Here is a 15,077-nt window from a genome sequence, read left to right on the forward strand (position 1 = left end):
ACCTCGCAGACATGACCAAGGAAGAGATGACTACCGAAGCATTCGCGCCCGCCGCGCCGGTCGCGCAGACCAAGGCGCAGACGCTCCGCTCGTACGACGTCCGCGACTTCCCGGCCCTGACCGGCCTGGAGGAGGAGTGGCGGTTCACCCCGCTGAAGCGGCTGCGCGGCTTGGCCGACGACACGTTCACCCCGGTCGACGGCAAGCTGCGCTACGAGGTCGCCGCGCTGCCGGACGGGGTGACCTTCGGCGGCGTGCACGAGGGTGACGCCCGGATCGGCAGCGTGCTGACCCCGTTCGACCGGGTCAGCGCGCTGGCGCACGGCCGGGCCGGCGAGGCGGTGGTCGTGGCGGTGGCCCCGGAGACCCGGCCGGCCCAGCCGGTCACCGTCCGGCTGGTCGGGCAGGGCGCCGACGGCGCCTCCTTCGGGCACACCTTCGTCGACGTCGGCCGGTTCGCCGAGGTGACGCTGGTGCTGGAGCAGACCGGTTCGGTGACCCTGGCCGACAACGTCGAGGTCGCGGTCGACGAGGGCGCGAAGCTGACCCTGGTCACCGTCGCCGACTGGGCGCCGGACGCGGTGCAGGCCCAGCACCTCAAGGTCCGGCTCGGCCGGGACGCCAAGGTGACGCACGTCCAGGTGAGCCTGGGCGGCGAGCTGGTCCGGCAGTACACCAGCGTGGAGTACACCGGCCGGGGCGGCGAGGCCGAGCTGTACGGCCTCTACTTCGCCGACGCCGGGCAGCACCTGGAGCACCGGCAGATGGTCGACCACAGCGTGCCGGACTGCCGCAGCTACGTCGGCTACCGGGGCGCGTTGCAGGGCGCCAGCGCGCACACCGTCTGGGTCGGGGACGTGCTGATCCGGGCCACCGCGACCGGCACCGACACGTACGAGATCAACCGGAACCTGGTGCTGACCGACGGCGCCCGGGCCGACTCGGTGCCCAACCTGGAGATCGAGACCGGCGAGGTGGCCGGCGCCGGGCACGCCAGCGCGACCGGGCGCTTCGACGACGAGCAGCTCTTCTACCTGATGGCCCGGGGCATCCCCGAGGACGAGGCGCGCAAGCTGGTGGTCCGGGGCTTCTTCGCCGAACTGCTGAACAAGATCCCGGCCGAGGAGCTGCGCGACCGCCTCGGCGGGCAGATCGAGACGCGACTCGCCAAGTCGGTGAGTGAGCTTGCGAGCCCCGCAGCGGCCGACGAAGACGTCGCAGCCAAGGCGGCGGTCTGATGATCCGGATCTGTTCGACCGAGGACGTGCCGAAGGGCAGCGTCATCTCCGCCGACGTGGACGGGACCGAGATCGCCGTCGTGCACGCCGAGGACGGCAACTTCTACGCCGTACGCGACGAGTGCTCGCACGCCGCCGTGGCGCTATCCGAGGGCGAGGTCGACGGCTGCACCCTGGAGTGCTGGCTGCACGGCTCCCGCTTCGACCTGCGTACCGGCGAGCCGACCGGGCTGCCCGCGACCGAACCCGTACCCGTCTACCCCGTCGAGATCCGCGACGGCGACATCTACCTGAGTCTCACACCGAGCAATGGAGTTACCGCACCATGAGCGTTCTGGAGATCCGTGACCTGCAGGTGTCGGTCCGGCTGCCCGAGGGCGAGCTGAAGCCGATCCTGGCCGGGGTCGACCTCACCGTGCGGGCGGGGGAGACCCACGCGATCATGGGCCCCAACGGGTCCGGCAAGTCGACCCTGGCGTACTCGATCGCCGGGCACCCGAAGTACGAGATCACCGGCGGCGAGGTGCTGCTGGACGGTCAGGACGTGCTCTCGATGGCCGTGGACGAGCGGGCCCGGGCCGGCCTCTTCCTCGCCATGCAGTACCCGGTCGAGGTGCCCGGTGTCTCGGTGGCGAACTTCCTGCGCACCGCGAAGACCGCGGTGGACGGCGAGGCGCCGAAGCTGCGTACCTGGGCCGGCGAGCTGCGCGGCGCGATGGAGCGGCTCCAGATGGACCCGGCGATGGCCCAGCGCAACGTCAACGAGGGCTTCTCCGGCGGTGAGAAGAAGCGGCACGAGATCGTCCAGCTCGAGCTGCTCAAGCCGAAGGTGGCGATCCTCGACGAGACCGACTCCGGGCTGGACATCGACGCCCTGCGGGTGGTCAGCGAGGGCGTCAACCGGGTCCGCGAGACCGGCGAGACCGGGCTGCTGCTGATCACCCACTACACCCGGATCCTCCGCTACATCACGCCGGACTTCGTGCACGTCTTCGTGGCCGGCCGGATCGTCGAGCAGGGCGGCCCGGAGCTGGCCGAGAAGCTCGAGGCCGAGGGCTACGAGCGGTACGTCGCCGGCGCCGGCACGGCCCGGGCCTGAGAACCGGAAGGGCACCGTCGAGATGACCAGCATCGCGATCCCGCCGGGGATGCCACAGTACGACGACGTGCCGCGCTACGACGTCGAGGCGGTACGCGCCGACTTCCCGATCCTCGGGCGCGAGGTCAACGGCCACCCGATGGTCTACCTCGACAGTGCGAACACCTCGCAGAAGCCCCGCCAGGTGCTGGACGCGCTGCGCGGGCACTACGAGCGGCACAACGGCAACGTCTCCCGCTCGGTGCACACCGTCGGCACGGAGGCGACCGAGGCGTACGAGGGGGCCCGGGCGAAGGTGGCGGCGTTCGTCAACGCGCCGAGCGCCGACGAGGTGGTGTTCACCAAGAACTCCACCGAGGCGATCAACCTGGTCGCGTACGCCTTCTCCAACGCCTCGCTCGGCGGCCCGGCCGGTGACCCGAGGTTCCGGCTCGGCCCCGGCGACGAGATCGTGATCTCCGAGATGGAGCACCACTCGAACATCGTGCCGTGGCAGTTGCTCTGCGAGCGGACCGGCGCCACGCTGCGCTGGTTCCCGGTCACCGACGGCGGCCGGCTCGACGAGTCCGGGCTGGAGGACCTGGTCAACGAGCGGACCAAACTGGTCTCGATCGTGCACATGTCCAACATCCTCGGCACGATCAACGCCACCGCCCGGATCACCGAGCGGGTCCGGCAGGTCGGCGCGCTGCTGCTGCTCGACTGCTCGCAGTCGGTGCCGCACCTGCCGGTCGACGTGGTCGACCTGGACGCCGACTTCATCGCGTTCACCGGCCACAAGATGTGCGGGCCGAGCGGGATCGGGGTGCTCTGGGGCCGGGGCGAGCTGCTGGCCGCGATGCCTCCGGTCTTCGGCGGCGGATCGATGATCGAGACGGTCGCGATGACCGGCTCGACGTACGCGCCGCCGCCGGCCCGGTTCGAGGCCGGTACCCCGCCGATCGCCGAGGCGGTGGCGCTGGGCGCGGCGGTGGACTACCTGACCGGGATCGGCATGAAGGCGATCCAGTGGCACGAGAGGGAACTGACCGCGTACGCGCTGGACGCCCTGGAGACCGTGCCCGGGCTGCGGATCTTCGGTCCGTCGGTGCCGGTGGGCCGGGGCGGGACGATCTCGTTCGCGCTGGACGGTATCCACCCGCACGACGTGGGACAGGTGCTGGACGCCGAGGGCATCGAGGTGCGGGTCGGTCATCACTGTGCGCGACCGGTCTGCGTCCGGTTCGGCGTACCGGCGACGACCCGCGCCTCGTTCTACCTGTACACCACGACCAGCGAGGTCGACGCCCTGGTGCGCGGGCTGGAACAGGTACGGAAGGTGTTCGGGTAATGCAGGTCGACCAGCTCTACCAGGAGATCATCCTGGATCACTACAAGCATCCGCACGGGCGCGGGCTGCGCGAGCCGTACGCCGCCGAGGCGCACCACGTCAACCCCACCTGCGGGGACGAGGTGACTGTCCGGGTCGCGCTGGACGACGACACGCTCAGTGACGTGTCGTACGACGGTCTGGGCTGCTCGATCAGCCAGGCGTCGGCGAGCGTGCTGCACGAGCTGCTCACCGGCAGACATACCGGGGACGCGTTCGCGGTGCACGCCGCGTTCGTCGAGCTGATGTCCGGGCGTGGGCAGGTCACCCCGGACGAGGAACTGCTCGGCGATGCGGTGGCGTTCGCCGGGGTGGCCCGCTATCCGGCGCGGGTGAAGTGCGCGCTGCTGCCCTGGATGGCGTTCAAGGATGCCGCGGCCAGGGCCGGAGTGGACGTCGAGGCCGCAGGCGAGGACAGTAACGAGCGGAGCGAGGTGAAGACGGCATGACTGATCAGGACACGACGACCGCGTCGGCCGAGTCGACGGGGTCGACCGGCAGGGCAGCGGTCGCCGACATCGAAGAGGCGATGAAGGACGTCGTCGACCCCGAGCTGGGCATCAACGTGGTCGACCTCGGTCTGGTCTACGGGGTGCACGTCGACGACGAGAACGTCGCGACCCTGGACATGACGCTCACCTCGGCGGCCTGCCCGCTGACCGACGTGATCGAGGACCAGGCCCGGCAGGCGCTGACCACCGGACCCGGCGGCGGCCTCGTCAACGACATCCGGATCAACTGGGTCTGGCTCCCCCCGTGGGGCCCCGACAAGATCACCGACGAGGGCCGCGACCAACTCCGCGCCCTCGGCTTCAACGTCTGAGCGGTACTGTCGCAGATCTTGACGACTTGTCGTCGCGGGAACGACAACAAGTCGTCGACATCTCCGGTGGACTTCCCCGGTGCGGATGCCGGGGGACGAGGGCAGCGGGTGGGAGTGGCTGCTGTTCGAGCAGTCGCAGGTGGTGAGTTGGGGCAGGCTGTCGCGGCGCTGTCGCCGGGGAGGGTCCGGCACCTGCTCGCCACCGGGCGCTGGCGGCGGTGGTGTCGCGGTGTGCTGGTGGCACATCCGGGTGAGTTGACCCGGGCTCAGCAACTCTGGGTGGCGGTGCTCTCGGTCGGAACGGACGCCGTACTGGCCGGCCTCGGCGCCGCCGCCGAGGCGGGACTGCGGGGCTTTCGTCCGGAGCCGATCGACGTACTCGTGCCACAGGGGCACAGCACCTCGACCGCACGTCGTCGGCTCGCACCCGGGATGCCCGGGGTGCGGGTGCACCGGACCAGGTCACTGCCGCCCGATCAGGTGCAGGCGGCACGACCGACGCGGACCAGCACGGCCCGATCACTGGTGGACGCGGCCGGCTGGGCGCGTACCGACGACGAGGCACGGTCGGTCATCGCGGCCGGGTGCCAGCAGCGCCTGGTGCTGCCAGGGGAGATCATCAAGGTGGTCGAGGAGTTGCCCCGAGCCCGTCGCCGGGCGCTGGTGCTGGAAACCGCTCGGGATGCCGAAGGTGGCGCGGAGGCGCTCTCCGAGATCGACTTCGTCCGGCTCTGCCGGCGGTACGGCCTTCCCCGGCCTGACCTTCAGGAACGGCGCCGTGATGCCAGTGGCCGGGCACGCTACCTGGACGCGTACTGGCGGCGCTGGCGGCTGCACGTCGAGGTCGACGGTGCACACCACATGCAGGTACGGCACTGGGAGGCGGACATGCGCCGGCAGAACGAGGTGTGGCTCGACGGCGACCGCCTGCTCCGTTTCTCCGCCCACCAGATCCGCCACCACCCCGCCGAAGTGGCGGACCAACTCCACCGCGCCCTCACCACCGCCGGCTGGGCGCCCGACGAGCCGTAGATCTTGACGACTTGTTGTCGTTCCCGCAGCGACAATTCGTCAAGATCTACTGGCCCGCTCAGTGTGCGTACGCCTGGAGTTCCCAGAGGGAGAAGCCGTAGCCGGTGGCTCGGGTGAGGGCGTGCAGGCGGAGGTGGCGGGCCGGGGTGGCCGGGAAGTCGACGTTGTCGGTGCCGCCGTCACCGGCCGTGGTCGACCAGACCGGGCGCCAGCTCGTGCCGTCGGTGGAGACCTCGATCCGGTACGACCGCGCGTACGCCGCCTCCCAGTGCAGCACCACCCGACCCACCGGCCGGGTCGACCCGAGGTCGACGGTGATCGACTGGTTGTCCGCCCAGGAGCTGGCCCAGCGGGTACCCGGATCGCCGTCCACCGCCCGGGCGGCGCCGTTGCCGAGCTGGCTGCTCGACGCGCTCACCGGCCGCCCGGCGGCGAGATTGGTCAGCTCGTCGCCGCGCCCGGCCGGGAACGAGACCACCTGCTGGTAGGTCGGCCGGTTCTGCCAGGCGATGGTGGCGTGCCGGATCCCGCCCAGCGGGGACTGCACGATGGCGTCGGCGCACCACTGGTCCCCGGCGGCGCAGTGCTCGTCGCCGGGATAGACCTCGGCTGCCGGCTGGGCAGCGGCGGTACGCAGGGTCTCCAGCAGGATCTGCCGGCAGGCGGCCAGGCTCCCGTCGCCGCAGTACGTCCGGCCGAGCCCGCCCGCGACCGGCTCGCCGAGCACCGCCCGCAGGTCGGCGTCGACATAACCCCACCAGCCGTACTGGTAGGACGAGCCCTTGTGCGTCTGGGCGTCGGCGGCCGAACCGGGCAGCTCCGGGGTGTCACCCTGCTGGTGCCCGGAGGGGGACTCGTTGATCTGCATCGCGTTGACCAGCGCCTGATAGAGGTCACCGCCGAGCGGCCCGGCGAACTGGCCCCGGACCAGCAGCGGCCACCAGGCGTCGAAGACCCGGATCGCCTCGGCGTGCTGGTACGACTTCGAGCCGGCCGAGGTCTCCACCCGCAACGCCCCGGCCTGCCGCCACGCCTTCAGCCGGCCGATCACCCCGGCCAGGCCGGCGTCGCCGACCGGTTGGCTCTCCAGCACCCGGACCAGCTCGTCGAGCACCTCGATCCCGCGCAGGTCGGTCAGGCCGGCCCGCTGCACCAGCGCGGTCAGCGAGGCGCGGTCGAACTTCTGCCCGGCGTCGATCGCCGCCCGGATCGGCTTGTCCAGCAGGTCGCCCCGGTGCACCGGACCGAAGCTGAAGTTGCCGTCCGAGGCGCCGTAGTCCGCGGCCTGCTTGTTGTTCCAGCTCACGTAGTAGTCCTGGTCGACCGAGTTCGGGTGCGCCGACGCCGGGTGGTAGCTCGCGGTGTTGCCGGCCGGGTCGAAGCCCTGCCATTCGTACGCCGGCTCGGCCCGGATCGGCAGGTTCGGGTTCGATCCGGCGGCCCGCACCGGGTTCAGCCCGGAGTTGGCGTACGCCGCCTGGCGCGAGTTGACGTAGAACCAGTTGAAGGCGTACCCGATCTCGGAGGCCGCGGCGGTGAACTGGGCGGCGGAGCCCATCGCGGCGGGGTCGTTGAACATCTGGAACCCGATCGCCGAGTCGGCCTCGTGCCGGTACGTCGACCGGAGCTGGGTGAACGCGTGCGGCACCCCGCCGACCGTGCCCCGCCAGGCCACCAGCCCCAGCCTGGTCCGCCGGGCGATCATCGTGTACGAGCCGGCCGCCGTGCCGTCCGCGACGGTCGGCCGCCAGGAGTTGACGTGCGAGAGTTCCTCCATCGCCAGGCACTGCCCGCGATGGCGGTAGAAGTTGCTGGCCAGCGTCGGTGCGCTGCCGTCGGTGGTGCAGAGCGGCACCGCGTAGGTGTCGGTGATGTCCTGGGTGGCCGAGGTGGCGCTCCAGGCGTAGTCCTGGCCCCGGCCGAGCAGTACGTAGAGGTTGACCCCGGCGAACGCCGCCCCCCGGGCGCTGATCCCCGGCCCCTGCAACTCCTGCATCATCAGTAGTTGCGGCGCGAAGTAGCCGGTCTGCGGGCCGAAGACCGCGACCGGGTGGCCGGTGGCCGAGTGTGCGCCGGAGATCACGGCGGCGTTCGACATCCCCCGTGGTGTGATGGTCAGCCCCGACAGCGCGGCGGCCAGCTCGGACGGTCCGCCGGTGGCCTGCCGGGCCGACCCGCTGGGGTTGGCGGTGACCGCCTCCGGTCGGGCCGAGCCGGGGTCCGGCAGTACCACGCTGGGCGCGTCCGGGTCGGCGGCGCCGTACGGGAAGCTCTGCCCGTCGTGCAGGGTCAGCACCGTCTCCGGGTTGTTCTGCATCCGGAACGCGGTCCACACCCGGTCGCCCTCGACCGGGCCGTACTTCGCCCGGGCGGCGATCCGGACCAGCGCCGACTGCATCTCGTGCCCGCCACCGCCGCCGAACAGCCCGCCGACCACGCCGGAGATCGCGATCAGGTCGGTCAGCTGGAACGGCTCCGGCCCACCCGCGTTGGTGATCGCGTCCAGGTGCCCGGTCAGCACGTACTCGCCGGGGCAGTTGCGGTTGGCCATGCAGTGCCGGATGTAGGCGTTGATCCCGGCGATGTACTCCTGGACGTCGGCGTAGAGCTGCTCGCCCCGGGGACCCCGCTGGCGCAGCGCGGCGACCTGGGCCGCGAGGTCCGCCTCGGTGTACGGCGAGTTCCGCCAGACGCTCTGTTCGAGTGCCCGGTTGCCCGGTGCCCCGCCGGCGAACGGGGTGAGGGTGCCCCGGCCGACGTGCCGGAGCAGGTCCATGGTGAAGAGCCGGTCCTCCGCGCCGACGTAGCCGGCGCCGAACATCGTGCCGCCCCGGGTGGTACCGGTGACGTGCGGGACGCCGGTCGCCCGGTCCCGCAGCACGGTGACGTCGGCCCGTGGCGAGTAGCTGCGTTCGACCTGGCCGGGCGGCACCCCGAAGGAGGCGTCGTTGAAGAACGACCCGAGCTGCTCCTCACGCAGCCCGGCGTACCCGTAGACCAGGCTGGCGTACCGGTCGAGCTGGTCGCCGGCGTGCCGGGGCAGCACCCCGAGCGCCTGGTTGGCCAGTACCTCGACCAGGGTGGCGTTGCCGTTCTGGCCCGGCGGCAGGATGTCGGCGCACTCGCCCAGGCAGTAGTCGCCGGCCGCGAAGGCGGTGCTGGCCGGCGCGTCGGCGGGAGCGGCGGGCGGCGCGGCGACCGGGCCGGACGGCGGGGCGGCCGGTGCCGGGGCGGCGGTGAACGCGAGCACGGCCGCGCTGAGCACCGCGATCCCGGCGGCGGCACGGCGGCGGGGACGGTGAGCCATCGGGAATCCTTCCGACGGTACGAGTGAATGTGAGCAACATTCAGCTACCGGATGGTAACGAGTTCGCCGGTCCGATAGATAGTCCTGGATCGGCTCGGCAGCGCTGGCGGATAATCCGTCGCGGGCGGGCGCACGACCGGCCAGAATCGTCCCGTGATCACGCCTGCCTCGTGGACCTCCGCTCCCGCCGCCGTGCCCGACCGGGCCGCCCGGCGACAGCGGAAGCGCACCCGGTCGGCGTCGATCACCCCGGCACCGTCATGACCGACGCGCTCGTCGCCGGTTTGCTCGCCGGATACGGCGTCGCCATCCCGGTCGGCGCCATCGCCATCCTCGTGATCGGACTGACCGCGCGTACCTCGATCCGGGTCGGCGCCGCCGCCGCGCTCGGGGTCGCCACCGCCGACGGGCTGTACGCGGCCGTCGCCGTGCTCGGCGGCGCCGCGCTGGCCGGCCTGATCGAGCCGATCGCCGAGCCGCTGCGCTGGGTCGCGGTCGGGGTACTGCTGCTGCTGGCCGGTACGGGTGCCTGGGGCGCCGTCCGGCACCGGACCGACCCGGGCCGGGCGGCCAGGACCGACCGGAGCCTGGGCACGCCGCCGCGGGCGTACGGCGGGCTGCTGGCACTGACCCTGCTGAACCCGATGACGATCCTCTACTTCGCCGCCCTGGTGCTCGGCCGGCGGGCCGGCACCGAATGGTCGGGCGGTGCGGAGGCGGTATTCGCGCTCGCGGCGTTCGTCGCCTCGGCGAGCTGGCAGCTACTGGTCGCCTCCGGCGGTTCGCTGATCGGCCGGGTGCTCTCCGGACCCCGGGGGAGGCTGGGCACCGCCCTCGTCTCCAGCGCGCTGATCGCCGCACTCGCCGTCCACCTGCTGCTGCGCTGACCGGGACCTGCGGCCGGTCGCCGAAGTTCTCCGGACGGGGCGCGCCCCAGCCGGTGAAGTGGCCCCCCGCACACCTGTTCCAGCAACTCGACCGCCGGGCCGACGACGAACCGGCGGTGCGGGCCGGGTACGGCCCGGCGGCCGGGTGCGACCTGCTGCCCGAAGCTCATCGACGGGCCGGACCCGGCGGCCGGGTGCCGGCGGTGGACGTCGTACCGTTCGGGGATGAACAGCCGACCCGCTGCCGGCGGCGGCCGGTGGGTGGACGTGCCCCCGGCCCGGCTCGCCCGCTGGCTCGACGGCTTCGCCGAGCGGCACGGCGGGCCGCCGGAGGTCGACGCCGGGCCGGACGGGTTGCGGCTGACCGCCCCGGACGGCACGCTCGCGGTGCTGCATCCGCCGCCGGGCGTGCCCGCCCCGGACGATCTGCCCGCCTTCGCGGCGCAGGTCGCCGTACCTCGGCGGCTGGGCCTGTTGCTGGCCCGCAAGGGTGCGGTGGCGGTCGGCGTCGCCGAGGGCGACCGCCTCGTCGTCTCCAAGGTGGACAGCCGCTACGTGCAGGGCCGCACGGCGGCCGGTGGCTGGTCACAGCAGCGGTTCGCCCGGCGCCGGGACAACCAGGCCAAGGCCGCCGCAGCCGACGGGGCGGAACTGGCCGTCCGGCTGCTGCTGCCCGAGGCCGGCCGACTCGCCGCCGTGGTGGCCGGTGGCGACCGGCGGGCGGTGGAGACCATCCTGGCCGACCGGCGGCTGGCCCCGGTGGCGGCGCTGCGGGCCGAGCGGCTGCTCGACGTACCCGAACCCCGGCACACCGTACTGGTCGACGCGATCTCCGCCGCCCGGGCGGTACGCGTGCTGGTCCGCGATCCGTAGCCGGCGATACCCCGCGGTGCAGTGGTCAGCGGGCGGTGCCGAAGGTGTCGCAGGTGGTCGGGTCGCCGCTGGAGTAGCCGGTGCCGAGCCACTTCTGCCGGTCGGCCGAGCTGCCGTGGGTGAACTGCGACTCGTCGATCCGGCCGCCGGACCTCCGCTGGATCGCGTCGTCGCCGATCGCCGCCGCCGTGTCCAGCCCCTCCTGGATGTCCCGCTCGGTGAGGCTGGTGAAGATCTTCACGCCCCGGTCGTCGGCGGTGCCGGTGGCGTTGCGGGCCCACGCGCCGGCGTAGCAGTCCGCCTGGAGTTCCAGCAGCACCGAGAGCCGGTTGGCCTCGTCGGGGCTGGCCTGCCGCTGGTCGCGTACCCGTTGCTCGGTGCCGAGCAGGTCCTGCACGTGGTGGCCGTACTCGTGCGCCAGCACGTACGGCTGGGCGAACTCGCCCGGGGCGCCGAGCTGCTCGGCGAGTACCCGGTAGAAGCTCAGGTCGATGTAGACCTGGTCGTCGAGCGGGCAGTAGAACGGCCCGACCCCGGAGTCGGCCTGGCCGCAGCCGGTGCTCACCGCCTGTGCGAAGAAGACCGTGTCGGATTCCTGGTACGGCCGGTCGAAGTGCTGCGGCATCGCCCGCTGCCAGTACGCCTGGATGGAGTTGACGTAGAGGGTGTTGCGGCAGTCGAGCTGGCCCAGCGCGTCCTCGGCCTGGCACCGCTGTTCCAGCGCGGTGTTGTCGCCCTGCTCCTCCCCGCCGGCGCCGGTGAGCTGGCTGACCCCGAAGCCGCCACCGACCAGGGTGACCAGGACGGCGATGATCAGGCCGACCACGCCGCCCCGGCCACCGCCGATCGGGATGGGGATCCCGGCCGGCCCGCCGCCGGACCCGCGCCGGTCCTCCACCTGACTGGTATCGATCTGCGCGTCCTTGTTGAGTTCCATCCCGTACCCCGATCGCCCTGATCGCCGATGCCTCGCCCGATGTCTGCTCCTGCCCGATGTGGCGGTTTGTCGATACCCGGTGATCTTGATCGGTAATCCGGGCCCGGCTCCCGCCGGCCGCCCGGTACAATCGGAGCGTGCTGCTCTGCGAAGGCTGAACGCCCCGAGCCGCCGGATCCGTGGTCCGCCGGCTCGTTCGTGTGCCCTGAGTCAGCCTTCGACCCCGAGAGCGAGTCCTCCGACATGATCACTGCGAGCGGCCTGGAACTCCGTGCCGGCGCCCGGATCCTGCTGTCCGACACCACGCTGCGGGTCCAGCCCGGCGACCGGATCGGCCTGGTCGGCCGAAACGGCGCCGGCAAGACCACCACCCTGAAGGTGCTGGCCGGCGAAGGTCAGCCCTACTCCGGGCAGGTCGACCGGCGCAGCCAGGTCGGCTACCTGCCGCAGGACCCGCGTACCGGCGACCTGGGGGTCACCGCGCGGGACCGGGTGCTCTCCGCCCGGGGGCTGGACGTGCTGATGGCCCGGATGAAGGAGATCGAGGAGCAGTTGGCCGACGGCAGCGGTGACGACCGGCTGGTCCGCCGGTACGGCGCGCTGGAGGACCAGTTCGCCTCCCTCGGCGGGTACGCCGCCGAGGCGGAGGCGGCGCGGATCTGCGCCAACCTCGGCCTGCCCGATCGGATCCTCGCGCAGACCATCGGTACCCTCTCCGGCGGCCAGCGCCGCCGGGTCGAGTTGGCCCGGATCCTGTTCCGGGACGCGGCCGAGAACGGCGGCGGGATCCTGCTGCTCGACGAGCCGACAAACCACCTGGACGCCGACTCGATCACCTGGCTGCGCGGCTTCCTCGCCGCGCACAAGGGCGGGCTGATCGTGATCAGCCACGACGCCTCGCTGCTGGAGGCCGTGGTCAACAAGGTCTGGTTCCTGGACGCCACCCGCTCGGTGGTGGACGTCTACAACGTCGGCTGGCAGAAATACCTGGAGCAGCGGGAGACCGACGAGCGTCGCCGCCGCCGGGAGCGGGCCAACGCCGAGAAGAAGGCCGGCGCGCTGATGGCCCAGGCCGACAAGATGCGGGCCAAGGCGACCAAGACGGTGGCCGCGCAGAACATGGCCCGCCGGGCCGAGAAGCTGCTCTCCGGGCTGGAAGAGGCCCGGGTCGCCGACAGGGTGGCCAAGGTCCGGTTCCCCAGCCCGGCGTCGTGCGGCAAGACGCCGCTGACCGCCACCGGGCTCTCCAAGTCGTACGGCTCGTTGGAGATCTTCACCGACGTCAACGTCGCCGTCGACCGGGGCTCCCGGGTCGCGATCCTCGGGCTCAACGGCGCAGGCAAGACCACCCTGCTGCGGATCCTCGGCGGGTTGCTGCAGCCGGACACCGGCGAGGTCCGGCCGGGCCACGGGCTGCGGCTGGGCTACTACGCGCAGGAGCACGAGACCCTCGACGTGGACCGCAGCGTGCTGGACCACATGCGCAGCGCCGCCAACGAGCAGTCCGACACCGACCTGCGCAAGATCCTCGGCGCGTTCCTCTTCTCCGGCGACGACGTGGACAAGCCCGCCGGGGTGCTCTCCGGCGGCGAGAAGACCCGGCTGGCGCTGGCCACCCTGGTCTGCTCGGGCGCGAACGTGCTGCTGCTGGACGAGCCGACCAACAACCTCGACCCGGTGAGCCGGGAGCAGGTGCTCGACGCGATCGCCCGCTATCCGGGGGCGATCGTACTGGTCACCCACGACCCGGGCGCGGTGCTGGCGCTCAAGCCCGACCGGGCGATCCTGCTGCCCGACGGCGACGAGGACGCCTGGAGCGACGACCTGCTCGAGTTGGTCGAGCTGGCCTAGCGGCGGTCCCGCCGCCGGCCGGCGGCGGGATTCCGGGTACTGACCGACGACGATCTGCCGCGATCGGCGCAGGTGACGACGTGACGAAGAGGACGGTCAGTACGACAATGTCTCGGGGTTTGCCGGCGGCGAGCCACAGACGACACTGCGCGGACCGGAACACCATTCTGCGGAATCCGCCCCTACGGAATCCGAGCCGGGAACGAAACTCTCCGCGACGGAAGCCGAAACTTGACGGCGGAAGAACGAAACTCGCCGGATGATGAGGCGAAACTCCCGTTGGGTGGAAGGAAACTCGACCGGGGGCCGGGAAAACCGCGGCGACCCGGGTCGCGACCGGACGCCCGCGGCTCGAAATCCCTGCTGACGTGCGGTGGAAGCTCGGATGGTGGGTGTGGACGGCGTCGGTGGCGCAATCACTCAATCGGGAAACTGACACTGCTGTGCGTGTCGGTTGGCGAAGAGTTGATATCTAGCGCATGATCGTTCGAGGCGGTCTAATAGGTGGGACCGTATCGAACCGCACAGTCTGGGACGTGAGGAATCAACATGGCAGCCACTGGCACAGCCACCAGCACTGAGAAGGGTCGCCGGATCGTCGGAGCCGAGCGCCAGACGCTCGCCAAGGACCTGGTCAAGCGGTATACCTCCGGCGAAAGCATCCGCGCCCTGGCGGCCTCGACCGGCCGTTCCTACGGGTTCATCCACCGGGTGCTCACCGAGTCTGGTGTACAGCTTCGTCAGCGTGGCGGCGCGCGTCGTCGGAAGAAGGCGTGACCCGCTCAGCAGCCGGGTCCGGACCCGTACGCCGACGGACGTCTTCGTGACCGTCGGCGTACGACTCAACTGCGACGGGCCGGTCGCGACACTGACGTTGTGCCGGCCCGACGTACTCAACGCACAGACCCCACAGATGTGGCGGGCGATGCGCGACTTCTCCCGGGACCTCCCGGGCGACGTACGCGTCGTGGTGGTACGGGGCGAGGGTCGGGCCTTCTCCGCCGGGCTCGACCTCTCGGTGGCGACCGGCCGGTCCGGGGCGGAGAACTCGCTGGCCGAGATGGCCGCGTTGCCGCCGGAGGAGTGTGCCGAGCGGATCGCCGGCTTCCAGGCGGGGTTCACCTGGCTGCACCGGCCTGACCTGATCTCGATCGCGGCGGTGCAGGGGCACGCCATCGGGGCCGGCTTCCAGCTCGCGCTCGCCTGCGACCTGCGGGTGCTGGCCTCCGACGCCACGTTCGCGATGGCCGAGGTCACCCTCGGCCTGGTGCCCGATCTCGCCGGCACCAAGCGGCTGGTGGATCTGGTCGGCTACGCCCGGGCCCTGGAGATCTGCGTGACCGGCCGGCGGATCGACGCGGCCGAGGCGGAGCGGCTCGGCCTGGCCACCGTGGTCGTGCCGCCGGACGACCTCGACGCGGCGGTCCAGGACCTGACGGCGGCGGTCCTGAGCGGCAACCGGGACGCGGTGGTGGAGATCAAGGCGCTGCTCGCCGGCGCCTCCGGGCGCTCTCCGGCGGAGCAGCAGCGGGCCGAGCGCGAGGCGCAGGCCCGGCGTATGCGCGATCTTGTCGGAGCCGGCGAATAGGCTGGAGCCCGACGGCTGCATGATCAGCCGACGGGGTGTGTGATCAAGGGACCATTCGGGAAGAATCGGGCCG

At 71.9% G+C, this 15,077-nt stretch carries 14 protein-coding genes; 12 read left to right on the forward strand and 2 right to left on the reverse strand.

Going from position 1 to position 15,077, the window contains the following annotated elements:
* Window positions 1-26: 26 nt before the first annotated feature.
* The 7 genes from sufD to R6Y94_RS30425 all read left to right on the forward strand — a co-directional run bounded on the left by sufD (window position 27) and on the right by R6Y94_RS30425 (window position 5,561).
* Window positions 27-1,238 carry a Fe-S cluster assembly protein SufD gene (gene sufD, locus R6Y94_RS30395; RefSeq protein WP_318399288.1) on the forward strand — a complete coding sequence of 404 codons (1,212 nt, stop codon included), beginning with the start codon at window positions 27-29 and terminating at the stop codon, window positions 1,236-1,238.
* The gene (locus R6Y94_RS30400; RefSeq protein ID WP_318399289.1) at window positions 1,238-1,567 is read left to right on the forward strand and encodes a non-heme iron oxygenase ferredoxin subunit; all 330 of its coding nucleotides are present in this window, start codon (window positions 1,238-1,240) and stop codon (window positions 1,565-1,567) included. The genes sufD and R6Y94_RS30400 overlap by 1 nt, the downstream gene beginning before the upstream one ends.
* Window positions 1,564-2,337, forward strand: a complete 774-nt coding sequence (sufC, locus tag R6Y94_RS30405) for a Fe-S cluster assembly ATPase SufC (RefSeq protein WP_318399290.1) — start codon at window positions 1,564-1,566, stop codon at window positions 2,335-2,337. The genes R6Y94_RS30400 and sufC overlap by 4 nt, the downstream gene beginning before the upstream one ends.
* 22 nt (window positions 2,338-2,359) lie before the next feature.
* On the forward strand, window positions 2,360-3,667 hold the full coding sequence (locus R6Y94_RS30410) for a cysteine desulfurase (RefSeq protein ID WP_318399291.1): 1,308 nt from the start codon (window positions 2,360-2,362) through the stop codon (window positions 3,665-3,667).
* Window positions 3,667-4,155, forward strand: coding sequence for a Fe-S cluster assembly sulfur transfer protein SufU (gene sufU / locus R6Y94_RS30415; RefSeq protein ID WP_318399292.1), 489 nt, complete (start codon window positions 3,667-3,669; stop codon window positions 4,153-4,155). The genes R6Y94_RS30410 and sufU overlap by 1 nt, the downstream gene beginning before the upstream one ends.
* A complete protein-coding gene (locus tag R6Y94_RS30420) occupies window positions 4,152-4,529 on the forward strand; it encodes a metal-sulfur cluster assembly factor (protein WP_318399293.1) in 378 nt (125 codons plus the stop codon). The genes sufU and R6Y94_RS30420 overlap by 4 nt, the downstream gene beginning before the upstream one ends.
* 147 nt (window positions 4,530-4,676) lie before the next feature.
* Complete coding sequence (locus R6Y94_RS30425) at window positions 4,677-5,561, forward strand: endonuclease domain-containing protein (protein WP_318399294.1); 885 nt, start codon at window positions 4,677-4,679, stop codon at window positions 5,559-5,561.
* A gap of 58 nt (window positions 5,562-5,619) precedes the next feature.
* Here the strand turns inward: R6Y94_RS30425 and R6Y94_RS30430 are convergent, their stop codons facing one another.
* On the reverse strand, window positions 5,620-8,868 hold the full coding sequence (locus R6Y94_RS30430) for a penicillin acylase family protein (protein WP_318399295.1): 3,249 nt from the start codon (window positions 8,866-8,868) through the stop codon (window positions 5,620-5,622).
* Window positions 8,869-9,128: 260 nt separating this feature from the next.
* Between R6Y94_RS30430 and R6Y94_RS30435 the strand changes: the two genes are divergently transcribed.
* Together R6Y94_RS30435 and R6Y94_RS30440 are read left to right on the forward strand one after the other, a co-directional pair.
* Window positions 9,129-9,755 carry a LysE family transporter gene (locus R6Y94_RS30435; protein ID WP_318399296.1) on the forward strand — a complete coding sequence of 209 codons (627 nt, stop codon included), beginning with the start codon at window positions 9,129-9,131 and terminating at the stop codon, window positions 9,753-9,755.
* A gap of 225 nt (window positions 9,756-9,980) precedes the next feature.
* Window positions 9,981-10,628, forward strand: coding sequence for an acVLRF1 family peptidyl-tRNA hydrolase (locus tag R6Y94_RS30440; protein ID WP_318399297.1), 648 nt, complete (start codon window positions 9,981-9,983; stop codon window positions 10,626-10,628).
* 25 nt (window positions 10,629-10,653) lie between these two features.
* Here the strand turns inward: R6Y94_RS30440 and R6Y94_RS30445 are convergent, their stop codons facing one another.
* Complete coding sequence (locus R6Y94_RS30445; RefSeq protein ID WP_318399298.1) at window positions 10,654-11,565, reverse strand: neutral zinc metallopeptidase; 912 nt, start codon at window positions 11,563-11,565, stop codon at window positions 10,654-10,656.
* A gap of 243 nt (window positions 11,566-11,808) precedes the next feature.
* Between R6Y94_RS30445 and R6Y94_RS30450 the strand changes: the two genes are divergently transcribed.
* The 3 genes from R6Y94_RS30450 (at window position 11,809) to R6Y94_RS30460 (ending at window position 15,004) form a co-directional block, all read left to right on the forward strand.
* Window positions 11,809-13,416 (forward strand): ABC-F family ATP-binding cassette domain-containing protein, encoded by a 1,608-nt coding sequence (locus tag R6Y94_RS30450; RefSeq protein ID WP_318399299.1) that lies wholly within the window; start codon window positions 11,809-11,811, stop codon window positions 13,414-13,416.
* 549 nt (window positions 13,417-13,965) lie between these two features.
* Window positions 13,966-14,193 (forward strand): helix-turn-helix domain-containing protein, encoded by a 228-nt coding sequence (locus R6Y94_RS30455; RefSeq protein WP_007462679.1) that lies wholly within the window; start codon window positions 13,966-13,968, stop codon window positions 14,191-14,193.
* A gap of 46 nt (window positions 14,194-14,239) precedes the next feature.
* Window positions 14,240-15,004 (forward strand): enoyl-CoA hydratase/isomerase family protein, encoded by a 765-nt coding sequence (locus R6Y94_RS30460; RefSeq protein ID WP_318399439.1) that lies wholly within the window; start codon window positions 14,240-14,242, stop codon window positions 15,002-15,004.
* The last annotated feature ends 73 nt before the right edge of the window (window positions 15,005-15,077 follow it).

The sequence above is a fragment of the Plantactinospora sp. KLBMP9567 genome (assembly GCF_033446045.1).
Classification (GTDB): Bacteria; Actinomycetota; Actinomycetes; order Mycobacteriales; family Micromonosporaceae; genus Plantactinospora.

Bases quoted from the DNA above. Each gene is read 5' to 3' on its own strand.
- sufD (WP_318399288.1), top strand. From the start codon at position 27: ATGACTACCGAAGCATTCGCGCCCGCCGCGCCGGTCGCGCAGACCAAG.
- R6Y94_RS30400 (WP_318399289.1), top strand. From the start codon at position 1,238: ATGATCCGGATCTGTTCGACCGAGGACGTGCCGAAGGGCAGCGTCATC.
- sufC (WP_318399290.1), top strand. From the start codon at position 1,564: ATGAGCGTTCTGGAGATCCGTGACCTGCAGGTGTCGGTCCGGCTGCCC.
- R6Y94_RS30410 (WP_318399291.1), top strand. From the start codon at position 2,360: ATGACCAGCATCGCGATCCCGCCGGGGATGCCACAGTACGACGACGTG.
- sufU (WP_318399292.1), top strand. From the start codon at position 3,667: ATGCAGGTCGACCAGCTCTACCAGGAGATCATCCTGGATCACTACAAG.
- R6Y94_RS30420 (WP_318399293.1), top strand. From the start codon at position 4,152: ATGACTGATCAGGACACGACGACCGCGTCGGCCGAGTCGACGGGGTCG.
- R6Y94_RS30430 (WP_318399295.1), bottom strand. From the start codon at position 8,868: ATGGCTCACCGTCCCCGCCGCCGTGCCGCCGCCGGGATCGCGGTGCTC.
- R6Y94_RS30435 (WP_318399296.1), top strand. From the start codon at position 9,129: ATGACCGACGCGCTCGTCGCCGGTTTGCTCGCCGGATACGGCGTCGCC.
- R6Y94_RS30440 (WP_318399297.1), top strand. From the start codon at position 9,981: ATGAACAGCCGACCCGCTGCCGGCGGCGGCCGGTGGGTGGACGTGCCC.
- R6Y94_RS30445 (WP_318399298.1), bottom strand. From the start codon at position 11,565: ATGGAACTCAACAAGGACGCGCAGATCGATACCAGTCAGGTGGAGGAC.
- R6Y94_RS30450 (WP_318399299.1), top strand. From the start codon at position 11,809: ATGATCACTGCGAGCGGCCTGGAACTCCGTGCCGGCGCCCGGATCCTG.
- R6Y94_RS30455 (WP_007462679.1), top strand. From the start codon at position 13,966: ATGGCAGCCACTGGCACAGCCACCAGCACTGAGAAGGGTCGCCGGATC.